Annotated in this window: 19 protein-coding genes; 3 read left to right on the forward strand and 16 right to left on the reverse strand. The window is 69.1% G+C overall.

Annotated elements, in window-relative coordinates; all coding sequences use genetic code 11:
• The first annotated feature begins 183 nt into the window (after positions 1–183).
• On the forward strand, positions 184–789 hold the full coding sequence (locus NM203_RS07075; protein ID WP_255059058.1) for a TetR/AcrR family transcriptional regulator: 606 nt from the start codon (positions 184–186) through the stop codon (positions 787–789).
• A 4-nt stretch (positions 790–793) separates the two neighbouring features.
• Here the strand turns inward: NM203_RS07075 and NM203_RS07080 are convergent, their stop codons facing one another.
• The 11 genes from NM203_RS07080 to NM203_RS07130 all read right to left on the reverse strand — a co-directional run bounded on the left by NM203_RS07080 (position 794) and on the right by NM203_RS07130 (position 15,217).
• Positions 794–1,474 carry a response regulator gene (locus NM203_RS07080; protein WP_255059060.1) on the reverse strand — a complete coding sequence of 227 codons (681 nt, stop codon included), beginning with the start codon at positions 1,472–1,474 and terminating at the stop codon, positions 794–796.
• Positions 1,471–3,990 (reverse strand): DUF4118 domain-containing protein, encoded by a 2,520-nt coding sequence (locus NM203_RS07085; RefSeq protein WP_255059061.1) that lies wholly within the window; start codon positions 3,988–3,990, stop codon positions 1,471–1,473. The genes NM203_RS07080 and NM203_RS07085 overlap by 4 nt, the downstream gene beginning before the upstream one ends.
• 7 nt (positions 3,991–3,997) lie before the next feature.
• Positions 3,998–4,873, reverse strand: coding sequence for a potassium-transporting ATPase subunit C (locus NM203_RS07090; protein WP_255059062.1), 876 nt, complete (start codon positions 4,871–4,873; stop codon positions 3,998–4,000).
• A 2-nt stretch (positions 4,874–4,875) separates the two neighbouring features.
• A complete protein-coding gene (gene kdpB, locus NM203_RS07095; protein ID WP_303624304.1) occupies positions 4,876–7,002 on the reverse strand; it encodes a potassium-transporting ATPase subunit KdpB in 2,127 nt (708 codons plus the stop codon).
• A 23-nt stretch (positions 7,003–7,025) separates the two neighbouring features.
• The gene (gene kdpA, locus NM203_RS07100; protein WP_408633310.1) at positions 7,026–8,687 is read right to left on the reverse strand and encodes a potassium-transporting ATPase subunit KdpA; all 1,662 of its coding nucleotides are present in this window, start codon (positions 8,685–8,687) and stop codon (positions 7,026–7,028) included.
• A gap of 20 nt (positions 8,688–8,707) precedes the next feature.
• Entirely contained in the window at positions 8,708–8,797 is a 90-nt protein-coding gene (locus NM203_RS07105; RefSeq protein ID WP_255059065.1) for a potassium-transporting ATPase subunit F, read from the reverse strand.
• Between the two features lie 161 nt (positions 8,798–8,958).
• Positions 8,959–9,921 (reverse strand): SIS domain-containing protein, encoded by a 963-nt coding sequence (locus NM203_RS07110; protein ID WP_255059066.1) that lies wholly within the window; start codon positions 9,919–9,921, stop codon positions 8,959–8,961.
• A complete protein-coding gene (locus NM203_RS07115; protein WP_255059067.1) occupies positions 9,918–11,114 on the reverse strand; it encodes a glucosamine kinase in 1,197 nt (398 codons plus the stop codon). Before NM203_RS07115 ends, NM203_RS07110 begins: the two co-directional genes overlap by 4 nt.
• On the reverse strand, positions 11,111–12,430 hold the full coding sequence (locus NM203_RS07120) for a glycosyltransferase (RefSeq protein ID WP_255059068.1): 1,320 nt from the start codon (positions 12,428–12,430) through the stop codon (positions 11,111–11,113). The genes NM203_RS07115 and NM203_RS07120 overlap by 4 nt, the downstream gene beginning before the upstream one ends.
• 46 nt (positions 12,431–12,476) lie before the next feature.
• Positions 12,477–13,679, reverse strand: coding sequence for an alpha/beta hydrolase (locus tag NM203_RS07125; RefSeq protein WP_255059069.1), 1,203 nt, complete (start codon positions 13,677–13,679; stop codon positions 12,477–12,479).
• A gap of 41 nt (positions 13,680–13,720) precedes the next feature.
• Positions 13,721–15,217, reverse strand: coding sequence for a potassium/proton antiporter (locus NM203_RS07130; protein ID WP_255059071.1), 1,497 nt, complete (start codon positions 15,215–15,217; stop codon positions 13,721–13,723).
• A gap of 63 nt (positions 15,218–15,280) precedes the next feature.
• Between NM203_RS07130 and NM203_RS07135 the strand changes: the two genes are divergently transcribed.
• Complete coding sequence (locus NM203_RS07135) at positions 15,281–16,000, forward strand: potassium channel family protein (RefSeq protein WP_255059072.1); 720 nt, start codon at positions 15,281–15,283, stop codon at positions 15,998–16,000.
• Here the strand turns inward: NM203_RS07135 and NM203_RS07140 are convergent.
• The 5 genes from NM203_RS07140 to NM203_RS07160 all read right to left on the reverse strand — a co-directional run bounded on the left by NM203_RS07140 (position 15,943) and on the right by NM203_RS07160 (position 23,018).
• Positions 15,943–17,184, reverse strand: coding sequence for an MFS transporter (locus NM203_RS07140; protein WP_255059073.1), 1,242 nt, complete (start codon positions 17,182–17,184; stop codon positions 15,943–15,945). The two genes, NM203_RS07135 and NM203_RS07140, sit on opposite strands and share 58 nt — an antisense overlap.
• A complete protein-coding gene (locus tag NM203_RS07145) occupies positions 17,181–18,383 on the reverse strand; it encodes an ATP-grasp domain-containing protein (RefSeq protein WP_255059074.1) in 1,203 nt (400 codons plus the stop codon). The genes NM203_RS07140 and NM203_RS07145 overlap by 4 nt, the downstream gene beginning before the upstream one ends.
• 175 nt (positions 18,384–18,558) lie before the next feature.
• Positions 18,559–19,110, reverse strand: coding sequence for a hypothetical protein (locus NM203_RS07150; RefSeq protein ID WP_255059075.1), 552 nt, complete (start codon positions 19,108–19,110; stop codon positions 18,559–18,561).
• Positions 19,094–21,520: an ATP-grasp domain-containing protein gene (locus NM203_RS07155; protein ID WP_255059077.1), complete on the reverse strand. Its 2,427-nt coding sequence runs from the start codon at positions 21,518–21,520 to the stop codon at positions 19,094–19,096. Before NM203_RS07155 ends, NM203_RS07150 begins: the two co-directional genes overlap by 17 nt.
• Position 21,521: 1 nt before the next feature.
• Entirely contained in the window at positions 21,522–23,018 is a 1,497-nt protein-coding gene (locus NM203_RS07160) for an FAD/NAD(P)-binding protein (protein WP_255059079.1), read from the reverse strand.
• A 116-nt stretch (positions 23,019–23,134) separates the two neighbouring features.
• Here NM203_RS07160 and NM203_RS07165 point away from each other — a divergent pair, with 116 nt between their 5' ends.
• Positions 23,135–23,854, forward strand: coding sequence for a TetR/AcrR family transcriptional regulator (locus tag NM203_RS07165; RefSeq protein ID WP_255059080.1), 720 nt, complete (start codon positions 23,135–23,137; stop codon positions 23,852–23,854).
• The last annotated feature ends 5 nt before the right edge of the window (positions 23,855–23,859 follow it).

Here is a 23,859-nt window from a genome sequence, read left to right on the forward strand (position 1 = left end):
GCGTTGAGGAGGCCTCGTGAGCGCGAAAGAGAGCGCCCACTCGGGCGGATCCAGGCCCCTCGTCTGAACCCGCCCGAGGCGGAGCCGCAAGCCGGCCCCTTCACGCCCCCGCGCAATATAAACACTGATGTCTATGAATGGCAATCCGACTTCTCACACCGACGCTTAGACTGGCGTCGCACCATGACCGCCACTCCCCGTCTCCGACCCGGCAGGCATCAGCTGAGCCGCGACGAAGTGCGTGCTCACCAGATCACGCGCATCTTCACGGCGCTGGAGGAGGTCATGTCGGACAAGGGCTACCTCGAGACCAGCGTCGCCGACGTGATCAAAGCCGCGGGTGTCTCGCGGCAGACGTTCTACGAGCTGTTCTCATCGAAGCAGGACTGCTTCGTCGCCAGCTACACGCGCAGGCAGGAGTCGCTGATCACGAGGGTGCTCGACCGCCTGTCCGGGGACACCGCGATGGAGCGGTTCGCGGTCCTGCTGCGGGCCTACCTCTGGTCCATCGCCGAGTGTCCGGGGCGCTCCCGGCTGTACCTCGTCGGCGTGTACGCGGCCGGCTCGGAGGCGATCGCGCACCGACTCGAGTTGCAGCAGCAGTTCGTCGACGGCGTCGCGGGGGTGTTCGACGCGACGACCGAGCAGGACCGGTTCAACTGTTGGACTCTGGTGGCGGCCGTCTCGACGATGGTGACCAACGCGCTGCTGGCCGATGACGCCGACGCGGTGCTCGAACTCTACGACCCGGTGCTGGCGATGACGCGGCAGTTGATGGCGCCGGCATGAGCGGTCACGCCTGGAAGCGGTAGCCCATCCCGGCTTCGGTCAGCAGGTGCCTGGGGTGGCTCGGATCGTCCTCGAGCTTGCGCCGCAGCTGCGCGAGGTACACCCGCAGATAGTGAGTCTCCTTGGCGTAGGCCGGGCCCCACACCTCCTTGAGCAGTTCGTCGCGGCCGACCAGTTTGCCGCGGTTGCGCACCAGCATCTCGAGCATGCCCCACTCGGTGGGCGTCAGATGCACGTCGGCGCCGTTCCTCGTCACCTTCTTGGCGGCGAGGTCGACGGTGAAGGAGGCGGTTTCGACGACGGGCTCGTCGGTCGCCGACGCCGCCGCGCCTCGGCGCACCGCGGCCCGCAGCCGAGCCAGGAACTCGTCCATGCCAAAGGGTTTCGTGACGTAGTCGTCGGCACCGGCGTCGAGCGCCTCCACCTTGTCGGACGAGTCGGTGCGTGCCGACAGCACGATGACCGGAGCCGTCAGCCAGCCGCGCAGGCCGGCGAGCACGTCGATCCCCGACATGTCCGGCAGCCCGAGATCCAGCACGACGACGTCGGGCTTGTGGTCAGCCGCGGCCCTCAGTGCATCGGCCCCGGTTGCTGCGGTGCTCACGTCGTAACCGCGGACCGACAGGTTGATTCGCAGCGCGCGCAGGATCTGCGGCTCGTCGTCGATCACCAGCACCCGTGTCATGTCGTGACCGATTCTGGTGCAGCGAGTTCCACGACGACCGTCAATCCACCTCCGGGCGTGTCCGTCGCCGAGATGGTGCCGCCCATCGCCTCGACGAACCCCTTCGCCACCGACAGACCGAGGCCGACGCCGGACGTGTTGTCGTGGTCGCCGAGCCGCTGGAACGGTTCGAACAGCTGCTCCTCGGTCCCGCGGCGCAGACCCGGCCCCTCGTCGACCACGTTGATCAGCACCCGATCCCCGACGCGTCCGGCGTTCACGCGCACGATGCCGTCCGGGGCGTAGCGCGCCGCGTTGTCGATGACGTTGACGAGCACCCGGTCGAGCAGCCCGGCGTCGGCCATCACGGCGGTGTCACCGACCTCGACCTTGATGCGATCGGGCCCGGTGGCGGTGTGGCGGATCCCGACGATGGCGCGGTGTACCGCTTCCTCCAGGTAGACGCGTCGCAGTTCGGGCCGGACGACTCCAGCGGTGAGCCGCGACGAGTCGAGCAGGTTCCCGACGAGGGCGGTCAGTTGGTCGACGGACTCCTCGACCGTGGCGAGCAGTTCCGCGGTGTCCTCGGGGGAGAAGCCGACGTCGTCGGCGCGCAGGCTCGACACGGCGGCTTTGGCGGCCGCCAGCGGCGTCCGCAGGTCGTGGCTGACGGCCGACAGCAGCGACCGGCGCAGCTCGTCGGCTTTGGCGATGGCCTCGGCGTGGCCGGCCTCCTCCGTCAGCTCGCGCTGACGCACCAACCCGGCGGCCTGTTTCGCTACGGCGCTCAGCACGCGCCGGTCGCCCGCGGCCAACCGCTTCCCGGACATCAGCATCCAGAACTCGGCCCCTCCCGTTTCCCGCGCGACCTCGACAATGGTGTCGGCGGTGTCGACGTCGACGCACGGGTTGTCACCGACACAGGCGACGACCGCCTGACCGTTCTCCGGGCTCCCGCGTACGAGGCTCACCGCCCGCTGCGAGTACGTCTCGCGGACGCGTTCCAGCAGCGTGGTCAGATCGGCGCCGCGCAGCACCGAGCCGGCGAACAGTGCCAGGAGTTCGGCCTCCTGCGACGCCCGGCGCGCTTCGCGGGCCCGCTTGGCCGCGCCGTCGACCAGTGCGGCGACCGCGACGGCGACCGCGAGCAGGACGACGATGGTGACGGCGCTGTCGGGCTGCGAGATGGTGAACGTGTAGCGCGGTTCGACCAGGAAGTAGTTGAGCAGCAGCCCGGACAGCACAGCCGAAAGTGCAGCGGGCGCAACACCTCCGAGCAGGGCGACGACGAGCACGCCGATGAAGAAGATCGCGCTCTCACCGCCGACCCCGAGAAACCGGTCGAGCAGCAGCACGGTGACCGCACAGATCGCCGACGGTACGACGCCCGCGGCCAGCCACGACATCAGGTGCTGCTGACGCGGTGTCACCGACTCCCAGGTGAAGCCGCGCTTCGCCTCGTCGTGGGTGACCATGTGCACGTCGATCTTGCCGCTCTCCTGCACCGTCGCCGCGCCGATGCCCTCGTCGAGGATCCGGGCCCACCGCGAACGCCGCGACGTGCCGAGCACCAACTGGGTGGCGTTGACGTCACGGGCGAAGTCGAGCAGCGCCGATGCGACGTCATCGCCGACCACCGTGTGCAGCGTCCCTCCGAGGCTCGCGGTCAGATCCCTGACCTTGCCCATCTGAGGGGCGCTGACCCCCGAAAGACCATCGCCACGGACGACGTGCACCACCATCAGTTCGGCGCTCGACTTCGAGGCGATCCGAGATGCGCGGCGCACCAGCGTTTCCGACTCGGCGCCACCGGTCACGGCGACGACGACGCGCTCACGGGCCTCCCACGTGTCGCTGATGTCGTGGTCGTGCCGGTACTTGGCGAGCGCGGCGTCGACCTGGTCGGCGAGCCACAGCAGGGCCAGCTCGCGTAGCGCGGTCAGGTTGCCCTGCCGGAAGTAGTTGCTCAGCGCCGCGTCGATGCGCTCCGAGGCGTACACGTTGCCGTGGGACAGCCTGCGCCGCAACGCCTCCGGGGTGATGTCGACGAGCTCGATCTGATCGGCCGCGCGGACGACGTCGTCGGGAACCTTCTCCTGCTGTTCGATCCCGGTGATCTGGGTGACGACGTCGTTGAGGCTCTCGAGATGCTGCACGTTGACGGTGGAGATGACGGTGATACCCGCCGTGAGCAGTTCCTCGACGTCCTGCCAGCGCTTCGGGTTCTTACTGCCGGGCGTGTTGGTGTGGGCGAGTTCGTCGACCAGCACCACGTCGGGGTTGCGGGCGATGACCGCGGGGACGTCGAGTTCGGCGAACGTCCCGCCGCGGTACTCGATGTACCGCGGCGGGATCAGCTCGATACCGTCGAGCAGTTCGGCGGTCCGCTTGCGTCCGTGCGTCTCGACGACGGCGGCGACGACGCCGGTGCCCCGCTCGCGACGCCGGTGCGCCTCGCCGAGCATCGCGTAGGTCTTGCCGACGCCGGGTGCCGCGCCGAGGTAGATGCGCAGCTCACCCCGCTTGGTCGTGCTCACCTACCCATCATCCACCGAGGCGGTCCAGCGCGACGTTGACCGCCAGCACGTTGACCGTCGGCTCGCCCATGAAGCCCAGAGCCCGGCCCGAGGTGTTGGCCGCGACAACCTCGCGGACCTGCTCGGGGCTCACCCCGCGTGCCTTGGCGACACGGTCGACCTGGAGATCGGCGTAGGCGGGGGAGATGTCGGGGTCCAGCCCGCTGCCGCTGGCCGTGACCGCGTCGGCGGGTACGGCCGGCTCGGCCGGGGCCGAGCCGCGCACGGGCACCAACTGGCCGGTCGAGTAGTCGGCATCGGGTTCGGCGCACTCGACCCGCACCCCCTGGTAGGTGTCCAGGAACGGCGTGGAAGTGGTGGCGCACGGTTCGTTGACGCTGACGACCTTCGTCGGTGCGATCACCAGACCGCGGTTGTCGCGGGGGCCCAGCACCGCCAGCACCGCACCGACACCGCCGCCGGTGCAGTACGGACGAGTGCCGGCCCCCTTGTCCATGCCGTTCAGCTCCGCTGCGGCCGCGCTGCGCGAGCAGACGAGCGTCAGCAGGCTGGGCTTGTCGGGGGCGTCCACGATGCTCTCCGGTCCCAGGTTGCTCGCGCTGGTGGCCATCGGGTCGTAGCCGTCACCGGCGGCGGACGGCCGGCTCTGGAAGTACTGCGGCAGCGGGTTGCCGTCGGCGTCCGTGAACAGCTGCCCGATCAGGCTGCTGCCTACCGGCGCGCTGTTGGCACTGACGATCGACCCGTCGGCCTTCTCCTTCAGGCCCGGCAGCTGCGCCACCGCCCAGACGAGCAGCGGGTAGGCCAGCCCGGTGATCACGGTGAGGAGCAGAAGTGCGCGCAGTGCGGCCCAGTGCTGACGAATGACATTGGCGTACTTCATGATTAGGACATCCCTGGGAGGAACTGGACCACGAGGTCGATGAGTTTGATGCCGATGAACGGTGCGATGATGCCGCCGAGCCCGTAGACGTACAGGTTGCGGCTCAACAGCTTCGACGCGCTCGCGGGCGTGTAGCGCACGCCGCGAAGCGACAGCGGGATGAGCGCGATGATCACGATCGCGTTGAAGATGACCGCGGACATGATGGCCGACTGAGGGCTGTGCAGCCGCATCACGTTCAACAGGTCCAGGCCGGGGTACAGCGTCACGAACAGCGCCGGGATGATCGCGAAGTACTTCGCGATGTCGTTGGCGATGGAGAACGTGGTGAGCGCCCCGCGGGTGATCAACAACTGCTTGCCGATCTCGACGATCTCGATGAGCTTCGTCGGGTCGGAGTCGAGGTCGACCATGTTGCCGGCCTCCTTGGCGGCCGACGTACCGGTGTTCATCGCGACGCCGACGTCGGCCTGTGCGAGCGCGGGGGCGTCGTTGGTGCCGTCACCGGTCATCGCGACGAGCTTGCCGCCCTCCTGCTCGCTCCTGATGAGCGCCAGTTTGTCCTCGGGAGTGGCCTCGGCGAGGAAGTCGTCAACCCCGGCTTCGTCGGCAATCGCTTTGGCGGTCAACGGGTTATCGCCGGTGATCATCACCGTGCGGATACCCATGCGGCGCATCTCGTCGAAGCGTTCGCGCATGCCCTCCTTGACGACGTCCTTGAGGTGGATGACTCCGAGCGCACGGGCTGTTCCGTCGCGGAGCTCGCCGACGACGAGCGGGGTGCCGCCGGCCTTGGAGACGCGAGCGACCACGTCGCCGAGTTCGTTGGGGATGGTGCCGCCGTTGGCACGCACCCAGTCGGCGACCGACGCGGTGGCGCCCTTGCGGAGCTGGTGCCCACCGAGGTCGACACCGGACATCCGGGTGGCCGCGGTGAACTCGACCCAGTGGGCGTCGGTCAGCTCGCCTGCGGCGCGCTCCCGTAGTCCGAACTCCTGCTTGGCGAACACCACGATGGAGCGGCCTTCGGGAGTCTCGTCGGCGAGGCTCGACAGCTGTGCGGCGTCGGCCAGTTCCGCTGGTGTGACTCCGGGCAGCGGGACGAACTCGCCGGCCTGCCGGTTGCCGAGTGTGATGGTGCCGGTCTTATCGAGCAGCAGTACGTTCACGTCGCCCGCGGCTTCGACGGCGCGGCCCGACATGGCCAGCACGTTGCGCTGCACCAGCCGATCCATGCCTGCGATGCCGATGGCGGACAGCAACGCACCGATCGTCGTCGGGATCAGGCAGACCAGCAGGGCCACCATGACGATGCCGCTGATGCCGTCGCCGGTGAGCGCCAACGAGTCCGGCACGCCGGGGTTGTTGGCCTTCGAGAAGATCGCCAGCGGCTGCAGCGTCGCGACGGCGAATACGAAGATGACCGTGAGTGCGGCGAGCAGGATGTTGAGCGCGATCTCGTTGGGCGTCTTCTGCCGGTTGGCACCCTCGACGAGCGCGATCATCCGGTCGACGAAGCTCTCGCCGGGCTTCTGGGTGATCCTGACGACGATGCGGTCGGACAGCACCGTGGTGCCGCCGGTCACCGCGGACCGGTCGCCGCCCGACTCGCGGATGACGGGGGCGGATTCGCCGGTGATCGCCGACTCGTCCACCGAGGCAATGCCTTCCACGACGTCACCGTCGCCGGGTATGACCTGGCCGGCCTCCACCACGACGGTGTCGCCCTGCTGGAGCAGCGGGGCCGCGACCTCCTCCTCGGTGCCCGGTTGGTTGGGGCTCCAGCCGATGAGGCGCCGGGCGACGGTGTCGGACTTGGCCTTGCGCAGGCTGTCGGCCTGTGCCTTGCCGCGACCCTCGGCAACGGCCTCGGCCAGGTTGGCGAACAGCACGGTGAGCCACAGCCAGAACACGATCATCCAGCCGAACCAGGTCGGGTCGGCGACGGCCAACACCGTGCTCCACACCGCCCCGATCTCGACGATGAACATCACCGGGTTGCGCCACAGCGTGCGCGGATCCAGCTTGCGCAGCGCGTCGGGGATCGAAGTCCACAGCATGTGCGGATCGAGCATGCCCGCTTTCGGCCCGCCCTTCCTGGGCGCCTGCGCGGCGGAGAGTTTGGCCATGCGAGTGTGAACCGAGGTCACGGTCATGAGGGGAGTCCTTCAGCGAGAGGTCCGAGTGCGAGCATCGGCAGGAAGGTCAGCGCGACGAGGATCAACGTCACGCCGACGACCATGCCGATGAACTGCGGCCGGTGGGTGGGCAGGGTGCCGACGGATTCAGGCGTAGTGCCCTGGGCGGCCAGCGATCCCGCCAGTGCGAGAGCCAGGATGATCGGCAGGAAGCGGCCGAACAGCATGGCGAGTCCGAGGGCGGTGTTGTACCAGTCGGTGTTGACCGATAGGCCCGCGAACGCCGACCCGTTGTTGTTGGCCGCCGAGGTGAACGCGTACAGCACCTCGGACAGGCCGTGCGGCCCGGTGTTGAGCATGCTGGCGCGTTGGTCGGGTAACGCCATCGCGATCGCGGTGCCGGTCAGCACGATCAAGGGAGTCACCAGGAAGTAGCTTGCGGCGAGCTTGATTTCACGCGGCGTGATCTTCTTGCCGAGGTACTCCGGGGTGCGACCGACCATGAGGCCTGCGACGAACACCGTGATGACGGCGAGGATCAGCATGCCGACGAGACCGGAACCGACGCCGCCGGGGGCGACCTCGCCGAGTTGCATGTTGAACATCGTCATCAAGCCGCCGAGGCTGGTGTACGAGTCGTGGAACGAGTTCACCGCGCCGGTCGAGGTCAGAGTCGTCGACGCGGCGAACACCGCCGAGTTGGCGACGCCGAAGCGCTGTTCGACACCCTCCATCGACGCACCGACCGCCTCGGGCACGGTGCCCCAGTGCTGCATCTGGAAGAACATCGTCAGCGAGATGCTCACCACCGCAATCACACTCATCACCGCGACGATCGCGTAGCCCTGCTTAGGGGACCCCACCATCCGGCCGAACGTGCGCGGCAGCGAGAACGCGATGACGAGCAGGAGGAAGATCTCGAGCCAGTTGGTCCACGCGGTCGGGTTCTCGAACGGGTGCGCGGAGTTGGCGTTGAAGAAGCCACCGCCGTTGGTGCCGATCTCCTTTATGGCCTCCTGGCTGGCGACGGGACCGCCGGGGATGACCTGGGTTCCGCCGGCCAGCGTGTTGACCACCTGGTCGTGCAACGCGAAGTTCTGAATCACGCCACCCGCGATGAGGATGACGGCGCCGATGATCGCCAGCGGCAGCAGGATCCGAATGGTGCCGCGCACCAGGTCGACCCAGAAGTTGCCGAGTTCGGTGCTGCGGCGACGCGAGAACCCGCGGACCAGCGCGACCGCGATAGCCATGCCGACGGCTGCGGAGACGAAGTTCTGCACCGTCAGGCCGGCCATCTGGACCAGGTGTCCCTGCGTCGACTCGCCGGAGTACGCCTGCCAGTTGGTGTTCGTGACGAAGCTGACCGCGGTGTTCCACGCCAGGCCCGCGGTCATCTCGGTCGCCGGATCGGTGAGATGCAGCGGCAGCTTGCCCTGGAGCAGCTGGAAGAAGAACAGGAAGAGGACGCTGACCGCGGAGAACGCCAACACGCTGCGGGCGTAGGCGCCCCAGCCCTGTTCGGCGTCGGGATTCGCGCCGATGCCGCGGTAGATGAGGCGCTCGGCACGGGAGTGCTTGTCGGCGTTGTACACCTTGTACATGTAGTCGCCGAACGGGACGTGCACGAGCACGAGCGCTAAGGCCAGCGTTGCCGCAAAGATCCAGGAGGTGATGCCCGCATCGAACACAGTCACTAGAACCTCTCGGGGAACAGAAGGGCGGCGAAGGTGAACACCGCGATGAGGACGGCGAGGACGAGACCTATGACGTTCTCGGCGCTCATCGCTCGAACACCTTCTGAATGACGCCGAACAGCGCGAAGATCGCGATGGTCAGCACGACGTAGACGAGAATGGACACGCCGTCGAAGCTAGGCCCGCTGAACAGGCGTTTTCCCGGCCCTTACGGTTTCTTGACGCCCGCTGGCAGCGCCTTTACGGGTTTCTAGCGCGCCTGCCACGCCCGCGCCGCGACGAGCTCGGGCACCAGCACCTCGGTCAGCAGGCGAACGTCGTCCTCGGTGTCGCCGGGGTAGCGCAGCTCGTAGCCGGCGCCCGGTACCTCACCACCGACGCCGACGACGGTGCTGCCGCGCGAGGTCGTCCACTCGGCCAGCTGGTGCTCCCACGGCGACCCGGCGAAGACGAGCAGCCGGTAGTCGGTGGTCTTCGTCAGGTAGACGTCGACGTGGCTCCAGTCCCCGGTCTCGCAGCCCACGGCGGGCCGGCGCGGACCCTCCCGCAGCATCAGCGCGCCCTGCTGCGCCGAGCAGAGCCGCTCCGCCGGCGCGGCCAGGTGGGTGCCCGACGGGCCGAGCAGCAGCTGCGAAACCTCGGGCAGCCAGTCGGATTCGGTGGCCAGCAGCTGATCCGTCGCGTCGGCGGCCGCATCGAGTGACGCCACCAGCCCGGCCGTCGAGGCTCCGGTGAGGTGGCACTCGAGTGCGATCAGCAACGCCAGCGAGTGCTGGTAGCTGCGGCATGCCACTCCGCCGACCTCCGGCTCGGCGTGCAGTGGCACCACTCCGCCGCACCGTTCGGTGATGGCCGAGTCCTTCGTGTTGGTCAGCGCCACGGTCGGCACCGACGCCGGCAACCGGACCAACGCGTCGAGCGTCTCCACCGAGCCGCCGCTCGCCGACGTCGCCACCACCAGTGCTGCTTCACCCCACGCCGGAAGTCGTTGCGAGGAAGCCAGTTCCGACACGGCGACGACACCGCGGGAGCGCATCCGGGCAGCCGCCACCGCGCCCGCGTATGCCGAGGATCCCATGCCGAGCAGCACGACCCGTGCGGTATCGGCGGGCACCACGGCGGCCCAGGGGTTCTCGCTCGCCAGCGTCTCGGCGAGCGCCCGCAGCACCTCCGGCTTGCGGAACAGGTCGGTGACGAAACCGTCGGGCTTCACGAGGTGATCCCATCGTCGAGCAGCGCGGGAAGCGCCGCGTCGGGTACGTACATCCAGCGGGGGAGATGCCTGGTGGCGTAGACGATCTCACGCAGCACCTGCTGAATGCGGAACGGTCGCAGCAGGGCGTGCACGTAGAACGGCTCGACGCCCCGCGCCCGCAGCTGTGCCCGGTACGCCGTGAGGAACGATCTGCGCCCGCTCGCGTCGGCGCGGGCCGACTCCTGCGGGTCGAGCTCGGTGTACCTGCGCGCGACGACGGCGACGTGCGCCAGCGACTGCGTCATTCCCGCGACGTCCAGCATCGGTGGGATGCGCAGGGCGCGTTGCTCGGCGGGCAGCACCGGGTTCCCGTCGAAGTCGGTGACCACGAAGCGACCGCCGGCGAGCAGTATCTGACCGACGTGCAGGTCGCCGTGGCCCGCGATGACGGGCGTCCGTCCGACCTCCGCCAGACCGTCGAGTTCGGCCGCGATGTCCGTCCGGCGCTCTCGAGCTAGCCGCACGCTCGCGGAACCGTCCAGCTCGCAGACGGTGTCGAGGGTTGCGAGAGCGTCCCGATGCCAGCGCGCGACGTCGTCCGCAGTCGGGACACCGCTCGTCGACGCCAGCGCCGCGTGCATGTCGGCGACCAGTTCGCCGACCTGGCGGGTCGCGGAGATCAGGTCGTCGTGTCGCCCCGTGAGCGCGGCGCCGGTGGCGAGATCCACCGCCCACGTCCAGCCGTCGACCGCGCCGGGAAGGTACTCGTCGACACTGACGACCAGCGTCTCGGCACCGTCGGGCGGCTCCCAGGTGATCAGCCCCCACGGTACGGGGATGCCGTGGAATCCCTTCTCGCGCAGCACCGCGATGCGGCGCGGTGCCGGATGCGGGCCCTCCTGGAGATGCGTGGCCCACTTGACGACGGCGGTCTCACCGACGATGACCGATTCGTTGGTCTGGTCCACCCCGACCGACCGTTCGCCCGTCGCCGCGCGGATGGTCCACGACCGAATGGTGAAGCGCCCGATGGTCGCCGAGCCTTCGGTCAGCATCCTCAGCAGTGCTTCGGCCGCGCCGTCACCCGCCGCGGCCCGTCGCCATCCCCCCGCGTCGACCACCATCGGCACGGCCGCGAGCCCGTCGGACCGCGCCACGACCTCGAGTCGCACGCCGTCCGCGAGGTTCAGCACATCGAGGGGTTCGGTCACCGTCGGGCCCGGTGCTCCGCCCCGACCCGTTCGATGACGTCGGCGCCGACGCGCAGTCCGTCCCGGCCGCGGATGTCCGCACCGATCTCCGAGAGTCGCTGGCGCAGTTCCGTATCGGCGATCAGCCGGTCCACCGCGCCGATCAGGTCGGCGTCGGCGAACGCGTAGGTGTCGAGCCGGATACCGAATCCGAGTTCGTCGATGCGCTGGGCGTTCTCGTACTGGTCCCAGAACAGCGGCAGCACGATCAACGGCTTGCCGAAGTGCAGGGTCTCGGTGACCGTGTTGTTGCCGCCGTGCGAGATCACCAGGTCAACCTGCGGGATGACCTTGGTCTGGGGCAGCATCTGCTCACCGACCATGTTGTCGGCCAGCGTGATTCGATCGGCTTGCGGGCCCTTGCTCACGATGTAGCGGTGTCCGGTGGTGCCCAGTACATCGACCAGCCGCTGCATGAGTTCGAGGTCGGCGCCACCCAGTGAGCCGAGCGACAGGTAGATCAGCGCGCTGTCATCCGGGCGGTCGGCGACCTCGGCGGGCAGCACGTACTCGTCGTCGGTTTCGCGGACGCTGGAATCCATCCGCGTCCAGCTGTCGTCGAGTGGTCGCACGTCCAGGTAGTCGGCCTCCGCCGGATACACGTAGAGGTTCGCCGCGTTCGCGCGCGGCATGAACTCCAGGTCGGGCAGCGCCGCCGCACCCTGCGCCTGCACCCACGCGTCGAACTCGGTCCACAACTCGCGGTGGGTGCGGTCGAACTCGGCGCGGTAGGCGTCCCACTGGCTGCGGTCGGCGGTCGGCAGGCCCGAGAAGGGCGGTGGCACAGCGGTTCCGCTGACCTCCAGCGGACTGCACGACACGATCCGCACGAACGGCGCCCCGGCCCTGGTCAGTGCCGGGAAGAGTACGACGTTGTCCTCGACGACGACGTCGGGCCGGTGCGTCGAGAGGATCTCACGCAGCCTCGGCTCGCAGTACTTCGCGCCGTCGATCAGCGCCTGATAGGTCGGCTTGATGAACGACTCGAGCTGGTCGATCGTCGGCTTGCGGAACTCCGGCGCGGTCTCGGCGATGAACTCGGTCCAGAACGCGCCCGCGTCCTCGTCGCTCGCTCCCTCGGCGGGTTCCGCCAGATCGACCAGTTCCTCGATGAAACCGTAGGGCGCGAGCTTTCCCGCCCAAGAACTCTCGGCGGCGAACACGATCGTGTGTCCCCGGTCGCGCAGGATAGCGGCCAGACCGATGCACTGGTTCGTCGGTCCATAGGCCGACTCCGGCCAGAACATGATGGTCAGGGGTGTCGGCGTGGTCACCATGCTCGCGACGATACTGCCGATGCCGCGGGTCGGCCGCGGGTGGAACTCAGACGGCCGTGTCGACCCTCGCCCGGCGCTCGCGGTGAACGTGGTCGAGGAACATTCCGATGGCGTTGACGACGGGACCGGTGCGCGTGCCGTCGATGAGGTCGAACCCGTGGGTGCCGCCCGGCACGGGGATGTAGGAGACGCGGGAACGAGACACCGAGCGCAGGCGTGCGGCGAACGTCTCGGCTTCGTGAATCGGGATGAGGAAGTCCTTGGTGCCGTGGATGACCAGGAACGGCGGGGCGTCGGACGTCATGCGCGCCATGGGGGAAGCCGCACGGAAGGTCTCCGGCCGGGCGCGCTGGCGGCGCTGAACGACGACCCTTTCGAGGAAGCTCATGAAGCGCGCCCGCTCGGGCGTTGAGCGGTCCTCCCAGTCGTAGCTGCCGTAGATCGAGACAACGGCGTCGACCGTCGTATCGGCGTCGGCGGGCAGTTCGGGGGTGCGGTCATCCGGAGTGAGGCCGGCGAGCGTGGCGAGGTGCCCGCCCGCCGAGCAGCCCGCGACGGCGACGAAAGCCGGATCACCGCCGTAGCGGCCGACATTCGCGCGCGCCCAGGAGATGGCGGCCTTGACGTCGATCAACTGGCGTGGCCACCGATGCTTGGGACTGGTGCGGTATTCGAGCGACAGGCACACCCAACCCATCTCGGCCAGGTGCGACATCAGACTGTGGCCCTGCAGCTTGCGGCTGCCGAAAACCCATGCGCCGCCGGGCACGAAGAGCAGCACGGGGGCGTCGGTGCCGACCAGGTCGGCGCGACTCCACACGTCGACCACCTGGCCGGGTTGATCGCCGTAGGGCACCGAGGCGTGCCGGACGTGCTTGCGGTGTGCAGTCGAATTGAACACCGGCGCAAGGCTTGTCGGAGCGGGCCACTGGACCGACCCGGACACCACGTCGGCCAGGCCGGAGGCGACGGCGGCTACCGTGTCACCGTGCCGGACGCGCTGGCGATCGACTCCGCCGACCGGGAGGTGCGGACGGCCGGTGGTGGCCAGGAGGCCGGGGGCGAAGCCGGGAGCGAACAGTCCGAGTGCCAGGAAGCCGCCGAACGGTTCGAGGTGTCGACCGATCATCGGCAGGCCGGCGGACATCCTTGCGGCGGCGAGGAGGTAGTCCCCTGGCCGCGCGCGGGCAAACCACAGGGCATGCGACAGGGCGCGGCTACGACGACGCGATTCCCTCGGATCGGGCATTCCGCGAGCATAAGCACGGTTACGGCAAGATCACGTGCAATTCACTCGGCTTCGCCGTATTCGTCGAACCAGTAGGCGAGCTTGCCGCGTCTGCTGACGGCCCGCAGGCGGCGCTCGGCGGCGGCGCGCGTCTTCGAGGTGGTGACGACCATCAGCTCATCGCGAGCCTCGATGCGGGTGTCCGGAAGAGGCACGAAGGTGTGGCCGTCGCGGATGATCAACGTGATGACGCACGGGTCGGGTAGTCGGAGTTCCAGCACCGTCACGTTGTGCAGTCGCGACTCGGGTTGAACGGTCATCGTCAGCAGTTCGGCGTCGAGCACGTCGAGCGGTGCGGCTTCGACCTGAATCTCCCGCAGGGAGTCCTTGCTGACCAGGCGCAGGATACGAGCGACCGCACCGAGGCTGGGGCCCTGGATCAGGGTGAACACGACCACCAGGACGAACACGATGTTGAGCAGCCGGGAACTGTCCTGCACGCCCGCGACGATGGGAATGGTCGCCAGCACGATCGGGACGGCGCCACGCAGCCCCGCCCACGATACGAAGAGCTGTTCGCGCAGCGGAATGCTGAACCCGGCAAGGGAGAGCGCCACCGACAGCGGCCGCGCGACCAAGAGCAGGACCAGTCCGACGACGATCGCGGGTACGACGTCTGCGGCCAACTCGCTGGGGTCGACCAGCAGGCCGAGCAGGACGAAGAGTCCGATCTGAGCGAGCCAGCCCAGGCCCTCGGCGAAGGACCGCGTCGCCGAGCGGTGTGGCAAACCGGAGTTAGCGAGCACCACGCCGGCGAGGTAGGCGGCGATGAACCCGCTGGCGTGAACGGTGCCGGCGGCCGCGAACGCGACGATGCCCAACCCGAACGTCGCAATGGGATACAGGCCAGACGCCGGCAACGCGATGCGGCGCAGACCTATGGCGCCGACGAACCCGCAGCCGAGCCCGATCGCGGATCCCGCGAGCAACTCGTAGACCAGCAGCCCGACGGTGTGCTCCGGTTCGAAGATGAACGGCACCGTGCTGAAGAGAACGACGAAGATGACCGCCGGCGCGTCGTTGAACCCCGACTCGGCCTCCAGCAGGCCGACGACGCGACGCGGCAGCGGCAGCACGCGCAGGACTGCGAAGACCGCTGCGGCGTCCGTCGACGACACGATGGCGCCGAGCAGCAGCGCGAGCTGCCAGTCCATCCGCAGCAGCAGGTGGGCGCCGGCGGCGGTGACGACCATGCTGACGACGACGCCGAGGGTGGCGAGCGCGCCCGCGGGGGCCAGCACCCTGCGCACGTCGGCGAACTTCGTGGTCAGGCCGCCTTCGACGAGGATGACGGCGAGTGCCGCGGTGCCGAGATTGCGCGCCAACTCGACGTCGTCGAACTCCACGCCGATGAAATCCTCACCGAGCAGGACGCCGAACAGCAGGAACAGCAACAGGCTCGGGAAGCCGACTCGCGTCGAGAGCCGGGTGCTGGCGATGCTGGCGAGCAGCACGAAGCCGCCGACGAGCAGGGCGACGTACAGCTGTTGCAGAGTCATCTCGGAGGTCAGTATTTCAAGCGTGGGCCGCGACGTGCCGCTCCGTACGCGAAGATGGGCGTCGTGGGCGAGCGCAAGACACGCATCGGGATCGCCGGTGCGGGCAATGTCGGTCGATCCGTGGCGCGCGAACTACTCGAGTCCGGCCACAAGGTGCTGCTGATCGAGCGCGAGTGGCGGAAGTTCGAACCGGACACCGTGCCCGAGGCGGACTGGCTGTTCGGCGACGCGTGCGAGCTGACGACGCTCGAGGAGGCCGGCGCTGAGACCTGCGACGTGGTGATCGCGGCGACGGGAGACGACAAGGCCAATCTGGTGGTCGGGATGCTGGCCAAAACGGAGTTCGGGGTGGCGCGGGTGGTTGCGCGCATCAACGAGGTGCGCAACGAGTGGCTGTTCACCCAGGCGTGGGGGATCGACGTGGGGGTCTCGACGCCCGGCGCCCTGGTTGCCGGTATCGAGGGAGCGATCGACGTCGGCCACCTGATCCGGTTGATGGGTCTACGGCAGGGGCAGGCCGATCTCGCGAAACTGACTCTGCCCGAGGATAATCCGCTGGTCGGCCAGCGGGTCGGCGAACTGGACCTGCCGGCCAACACCGCGCTGGTGACGCTGGTGCGCGGCGGCGAGGTCATCCTTCCGCGGCCGCATGACGTCCTCCAGGCCGGCGACGAGATGCTGTTCGTCTCCGACAGTGCCGTCGAGGAGTCGGTGCGCGCCGCCATTCACGGCGCTGAGCCGATCCGGGCGCTGCCCGACCGCGACGGCGGAATGGTCCTGTAGCCGATGCTGACGTTCACGTTCACGGCGACGATGAGCACGATGACCACCACCCCGAACGCCGACACCAGATCCACGTCGATCACGTAACCCACGACCGGCAACGTCACAGCCGTGGTCAGTCCGATGACGGCCTGACGGAGAGCGCCGACCTTGCCGATCGTCGATGACCTGGCCCAGCTCTGCAGGATGCTGACCTGCTGGCTCGACGACACCGCCACGCCGAGGCCCAGCAGCGCCGCGCCGACGGGCACACCCCACCGCCCGAAGCCGCCGTCCACGGCCAGCGCCAGCGCGATGGTTGCGAAACCCGCTATCTGAACGACGAATCCGGTGGTGACGGCCCGGCGTGGGGATACCGACGGGAACCGCGCCCACAGCATCGACGCCGCTATCGCGCCCGCCGCGAAGCAGACGTCCAGGAGTCCCAACCAGATCTCGTTGCCGTACAACCGGTGCACCAGGGGAGCCAACGCGACGTTGAACGTGGCGATCGTCAGGAAGTCGACGCCGAGAAGCAGAAGCGACAGCACCGAGCGCACACTGCTGAGGGCCTCCCGCAGCACCGCACCCCAACCGGTGTCGTCGCGCGCGCCGTCGTCGGACGTCATCGACATCGTCGACCGCGCCGACCACAACGCGTACGCGGCAACGGCGTAGGCCGCACCGGCGGCACCGAACGCCCACGACGGCCCGGCGGCCCACAGGAACAGGCCGGCGACCGCGCCGCCCATGATCTGCCCCGCTTGCACGGACACGGTCCACCGGACGTTGTACCGAGGCAGGTCGGCCTGATCGAGCGAGCGTGGGCCGACCGCGAACACCCCCGCTCGATAGAACGGGCGGGCCAGGTTGACGATCAACCCGACCGCCACGCCACCCGCGACCATCAGGCTCACGGGCGCGACCAGATAGCCGACCAACGACAGCGCGGGAACGATCGACGCGACCGCGCACACGATCGCGGGATTGAATCTGTCGGCCAGGCTTCCGGCCAGCGCACCCAGAATCACTGGCACGACGAACTCGAGGACGACGATTCCGGTGAACGCCGTCACCGATCCAGACGTCTCGAACAGGGCCTGACCGAGTGTGATGGTGTAGCACCCCGACGCGATGTTGAACAGCGCGGAGCCCGCGAGCAGGCGCGCGCCCGGCCATCGTGGTGGCGGCGACGTGATCATCACACCGGCTCCACCGTCGGACGAGGAGTGAGTGCCGCGGCGCGCGCCCGCCTGAGGGCCGACGCCGGATCGGTCGCGTACGCGAGTGCGCACACCGACCTGCCGTAGCTGGACGTGACGTCGGGTGACACGGAATCCCCGACGTTGAGCAGGGTGATGACGGCGTCCACCCCCGGCAGTGCGCGTGCTTCCCGGACGAGGTGCCATCCCGTGATCACGCCGGTGTCCACCGGAAACGCGAACTGCGCACTGGCATAGCCGAGTTCGGCTGCCTGCGGAAAGGTGTCGAGACCGTGGACGAGGTCGCGCACGTACAGTTCCGGCAGGTCCAACCCCGTAGCGGACCGCACCAGATCGAGGATGTAGTCGCCGCCGCCGCGCAGATGCGTCTCGACGACGTGCGCCGAGCCGTCGTCGCTCAGGATCACCTCGGTGTGCAACAGACCCCGGTCGACGCCCAACGCCTCGATGCAGGCCGCCGCGGTCGCCACGATGCGGGCCCTCTCATCGGCCTGGAGAGGAGCCGGGTGCAGGTGTCCGGATTCCACCGCCGCGTTGGTGGTCTTGGCCGTGACCCCGTGCCAGGCATCACCCGACCGCAGGATCAGCGATTCGACGCTGAACTCCCGGCCCGACTTGCGCTCCTCCACCACGTAGCCGTCCGCCTCACCGGGATGGTGGGCGAGCCAGTCGTCGAGGTCGTCGATCGAGCGGTGGAAGGTCACGCCGCGGCTGGCCCGACCGTCGACCGGTTTGAGCACGACCTCGGATGACGGAGTGCCGCAGGCCCATTCGGCGCGACCTTCGGCGACGACGCCGTGTGCCACGGTGCCCAGCCCCATCGCGTCGAGGCGGTCGCGCATCGCCGACTTGTCGACGGTCCGATGCACCACCTCGGGGCTCGGGAACGGCAACCCGAGCTGCTCGGCGATGACGGCGCCCAACTCGACGGCGTCGTCGTGCAGGCAGAGAATCCCGTCGAACGTCATGGCGGCCAGGCCCGCTTCCGCGATCGCCTCCGTCGCCTCCTTCGCGGCGCGGTCGCGGTCGGCGTAGTCGGAGACGTCGATGATGCGCTCGTACGCTTGGGGTTCCAGCATGGTCTGTGATGCCGTCGTCTTGACGAGCGTCAGTTCGGCGCCGAGCCGGCGGGCGATGTCGTGTACCGAGGAGATGCCCCCGACCACCAGGAGTCGCGTCACGAGGCGGACGACCATTCCAGGTCGGCCGCGGGCGCGCACGCCGCTGAGCGGGCGGTGCCGACGACCATCAGCGCGGTGGCTCCGGTCGGCAGGAGACCGTGCCCCGCACGCCCGTCGGTCAGCTCGCGACGAACCCCGTGGAAGTCGTTGACGTCGACGAGTGCGACGTCGTCGATCAGTGCGACCCGATCGCTCCCGACGAGATGGCGCTCCAGCAGCAGGCGGCGCCTGCCGTCGGGGTACTCGACCGCAGGCGGCGCCTGCCGTCGGGGTACTCGACCGCTCTGGTGATGCGGAACCCCTCGGACAGATACGACCGAAGCGACCGGTGGTTGCGAGCGGAGATCTGCGCCATGCCGCGCAGCGCGCCGATCGCTCGGGCCGCGGCGATGTGATGACGGATGCCCGCCCGGTGCAACGCGCGGCCGCGGTACTCCGGAAGCACCATCGCCGCGGCGAACACCACGTCGCTGAACGTCGGCTCGCAGGAGGCGAACTCGATGTCCTCGGCGGAGGACACCAGGTCGGTGGTCAGCGCGAGGTAGGCGACCAGGGCGTCGCCGTCGAAGTAGCCCACCGATTCGCCGAAGAGGTCCAGGTGGCCCCGGACGAACATCCGCTCGTCGTCTTCCCGGACGTAGAAGTCCGGATCGGGAAGGCTGCCCAGCACGGTCTGGCGGAGTGCCATCACCGCGTCGTAGTCATCCACGTCAAGCCGTCGCCACATGGTCGGAGTCCTTCCACTTCGTCGTTGCGTTCATGTGCTGCAGTAGGTGTGAGATCGTGTCCCGGCCGGACTCCAGGGAGTCGGCGCGGAACACCGCGCGAGCGAACTCGGCGTTGGTGTGCGTCATCGATGTGAAACTCATTCCTGGAGAGGCGATCTCCGACAGGACGACGTCCGGATGCTCGAAACGCTCCGGTGCGTCGAGGAGGGTTCCCGGCACGGGGGAGAAGTTCAGCTGGCCGGCCAGGCCGCGCTGGCCCGCCACGGCGCGCCGCGACGGCTGCCCCAGCTGGGCGAGGATCGCCTCCTCGACGAGGTTGAATCCGTAGGACAGCTCGACCTCCTCGGGAATCGACCCGCCGCCGATCCGGGCGCCGACCTCGCTGAAGACCGGGCCGTCCGGCGTGAGGAACACCTCGAGGTGGAAGCCGCCGTCGTAGGCGGGCAGGGCCTTCTCCAGTACGGATCGCGCCACGCTCAGCACGGTTCGGGCCTCGTCGCTCTGCTCGGGGAGCATCAGCGAGCCCATGTATCCGCCACCGAGGAAGTCGAGGTGGGTGTTGACGTAGATCGCCGCGGCGGCGAATGTCACCCGGCCACCACGGCACACGCCGTCCACGCGGTACTGCTCGCCGGGCTGGAACGCCTCGACCAGCCACGGCGACGTTCGGCCCTGGTCACTGAAGGGCCCGGTGCGAAGAAAGTCGCGCAGCGCCTCCGCGTCGTCGAGCACCGACACGCCCGAGGAGCCCCGGCCGTGCGGGGGTTTGACGACGCAGGGGTAGCCGAGTTCAGCTGTCGCGTCGCGTAACTCGAGCGCGGTCCGCACTTCGCGATGCGGCGCGACCGCGATGCCCGCGGCGCGCACCGCCCGCTTCATCAACGCCTTGTCGCGGAAGAGCAGCGCATCCTGCGGCTGCTGCCCGCGGAGTCCCCGCCGGCCGCGAATCTCGGCGGCGCGCAGGACATCCGCTTCGGCCAGCACGATGACGCGCCCGAGTCCGTGCACACCGATCAGCTCGTCGGCGACGATCGGAATCCGGTCGTCGGTGGTGTACTCGTCGAACACCACGAGGTCGGCCAGCCGGGAGGTGTCGACGTCTACCGGGCCCGACGTGATGAGGACGGATCCGCTCGGGACCACCGCGGCGAAGCGCTCGCGGCCGAAGTGGTTCACCACCTTCGCCGGACTCATCACCAGCACCGGAGCGTCGCCCTTCGCTGCGGCGCAGGACCGTTCGGCGGTCGCCCACGCCTGCTGCACGTCGTCGCCGACCGTCAGCACGTAACCGGTGAGGTCTGACGAGTCCGCGATCGCGGTGACGTCCTCGGGGCGGTGCTGTTTCGGTGGGGCCACCCGGACCACATCTCGCAGGCGTTCGGCGTCGTCGATCCGCTCCGGGTCGGCCCAGTCGAGCTTGCGCATCGAAGCGGCGCCGTGCCGTGGGCCCGGTGCGGGTGCGTCGAGGCCGAGCAGCGCGAACACGGTCTCGGTGGCGAAGTGCCGCCCCGTCGTCAGCTGGGTGAGCTCCCAGATCTGGTCGCCGCCGAAGCGGGTGTGCGTCTCGATGAGACCGACGTCGGTGCCGTTCACCATCACCTCGGTGTGGCTGGGGCCGGTCCGGTGTCCGATGGCGTCGAGCACCTCGATCGTGCGCGTCACGACGGCGTGGTGCTGGGGTGGGAGGAGCTGCGCCGGCTGCCAGTGTCCGAGTTCGACGAACTCGGGTGCCCCGGTGGTGAGCTTGCCGGTGACGGCCAGTACTTCGTGGCGACCGTTGATGCTCATCGCCTCGACGCTGAACTCGTTGCCGGGCAGCACGGCCTCCGCGATGACGGCGTGCCTCGGATTGTGCTGCAGTGCCCACCATTTGAGTCCGCTGATCGCGTGCCAGGCCGACGCGAGGTCGGCGTCGTCGCGGATCAGCCGCACGCCGGCGCTGCCCGCGCCCGTTACGGGCTTGATGATGATCGGAGCGCCCGCCAACGACGCGCGGAACGCGGCGACCTCGTCGAGGCTGTGGCACAGCTGCCATCGCTGCTGGGGGATGCCGTGCACCTCAAGCGCGCGGCGGGTGAGCGCCTTGTCATGGGCGGTGCGAACGGCCGCTAGCGGGTTCGACCGGATGCCCAGTGCGTTGGCTGCGATGGCCGCCGCGAGAATGCCGGCTTCCAGAAAGCACGCCAGCGCGGTGACCGGCGTCTCGTAGTGGATCCTGCGGAGCAACTCGGTCAGCGCACCGGCGTCGAGATGCGGGACCTCGAGGTACCGGTGTACCGCCGAGCGCTGGAAATCCGTTGCCCGGTCGGGGGTCTGGATCAGCGTGATCAGGGTGTCCGGCGGCGCGACGACGGGAAGGCTGGAGTCGTTTCCGGTGACGATGACCAGATGCGGTGTCGGGGTCGTCATGTCAGGCTGCCTTTCCGGCCACCGGCATGCGGAGGCCCGTGCGGGTGGTGATGTGGTCCGCGACCGTCTGCGCGGCACGGCGTGCCTGTCCGGCGACGACGTCGAGTGCGGACACCGTGAAGTAGCTGCCCGCGGACACCTGCCCGACGAGCAGGAGGTCGTCGCGCGGGGTGCCCGACGGCGTCAGCGCCCGCCCGGTCGCGGGATCCACCAGCCCCTGGCCGGCGTCGTCGCAGCCGATGTGGGCGGCCAGATCCGCGACCAGCGCGGGTCCCTCCGACAGGATCGAGGACTGGCCCAGCGCGGGGATGAGGCGGTTGACACCGAGGTCGGTGAGGACGTCGTCGAGCCCGGTCTGTCGAGCGTCGATGCCGCCGTGCACCATCAGGCGTCCCTCGGCCTGCATGCGTCGGAGCTGGCGCCACCGGCTCAGCGGCACCCGGACCCGGTAGCGAAACCACCTGGGGCCCAGTGCGTCACGCAGCGCGTGGCGTTCCGCCGCGGGCAGCAGCGCGAACGCGGTGTTCAACGCCTGGTTGGTCGCACTGAGCGTGTGGTAGCAGGCGAGGTCGGCCGGATCGGCGAGCGGATCGGTCCAGTGGTCGGCGTGGGCGGCGTCGGAGAAGATGTCGGCTCTCGTTCGGCCGAAGCGCGCCAGTTCGCGGTCGAGCAGGCTCAGCACCGCCTCCGCGGTCAACCCGCCCGTGTGAGAACGGAACGCCTCCGCGGTGAGATGTTCTGGTGCATCGCCTGTCCGGGCTGCCTCGACCTGAACCCGGGGCAGGGTTCCACTGCGCGAGAGCAGGTGGATTCGGGTCTCTCCGTCGTCGAGCGTGCAGGCGACGTCCACGGCGGTCAAACCGCTACCGAGCACGGCGACCGCGCGGCTGCCGCCCAGCCGACTACGCAAACCGCTGAGGGGGTAGGCCGACACGGTGTCGTGGCGAGTCGGTGCGGGAGACCACACGCCGGGCGCGACGACGGCGATGTCGGCCGGTGGCAGCGCCGCGGTGTCGCCGAGGACGGCGATGCCACCGTCGACGGGCCGGATCGCGTTGGCGTGCATCGGATGCAGGCGGACGCCTACCCCGTGGGACCGGAGCCGGTCGATCGCCTTCGCCAGGGTCGTCGTCAGGTAGTCGCCGTAGACGGACCTCGACATCGGCACGATGTCGAGGTCGGTCGATCGGCCGCCGAGGCCGGCGTGCCAGGTGCGGAACGAGTGCAGGGTGGGGGAGAGCGCCTCGAGTCGATGCGCGGACGTGTTGACCGCCGCGGCGGCGATGTCGCTTCCGAAGGCGCGTCCGCGCCCGAGGCTCTCGGGCCGGTCGACGATGTCCAGTGCGGTCCCGCGCCACGAGCCGTCCGCCAGCTCCGCCAGCCTGCTGAGGGTGAGCGTGCCGCCGACACCGGCCCCGACGACGGCGACGCGCGCCGCGCTCGCCGAGTCGAGCAGCGCACGGTCCGCCGACTGCTCGCTGTGAAGGTGAAGAACCATGAGGGAAATGGTCGTTATCGGGCGGCGGCGGCGTAATCGCCGGAAAGCCAGAATCGGCCCGCGCGGGGTAAGAGTTTCCTATCCGCTGGGTAAGGTCGCGACGGCGGCGGCGACTCGTGCGCGCCCGCCGCCCGGAGCCGCGATGCTACTTTTGGCAACCTAGAACGGAGGGAGATCGGCCCATTACTCGACGTTCCCGCGCTGCCGCCGACACCTACCATCACGGCAATCTGCGACAGGCCCTCCTCGAGCACGCCGTTGAGCTCGCACGGGTTGGCGGCCCTGAGGCGGTGGTCTTACGGGACGTTCAGCGGCTGGCTGGGGTGAGCAACTCCGCTGCGTATCGGCACTACGCCGATCGTGACGCCCTCCTCGCCGCAGTGACCGAGTACGCCGAGGGACGCCTCGCCGATGCGATGGTCGCGCGGCTGAACGCGGTCCCCAGCCGTGGACCCAAGGCCAAGCGGGCGCTCGGGCGCCTGCGCGCCACCGGGCAGGGGTACATCGACTTCGCGCTCGCCGAACCCGGCTTGTTCCGAACGGCTTTCGCGCACAGGGAGACTGCAGACGATGCCGACCCACATCCGGCCGATACTCCCGCGGCCGCAGTGCCCGAACACCATCCGTTCCGGATCCTGAGCGGATGCATCGACGACCTCGTCGCCACCGGTGCGCTGTCCGCCGATCGTCGTGACGGCCTCGACGAAGCCGCCTGGGCCGCGGTGCACGGTCTTTCCACGTTGTTCCTCGACGGCCCGCTCGGTGACGCCGACGCCGGTCGCAAGCAGCTGATCACCGAGCGACTGCTCGACGCGATCGGCGACGGCCTGCGCTAACCGCG

The sequence above is a fragment of the Mycolicibacterium arenosum genome (assembly GCF_024320865.1).
Lineage (GTDB): Bacteria > Actinomycetota > Actinomycetes > Mycobacteriales > Mycobacteriaceae > Mycobacterium > Mycobacterium arenosum.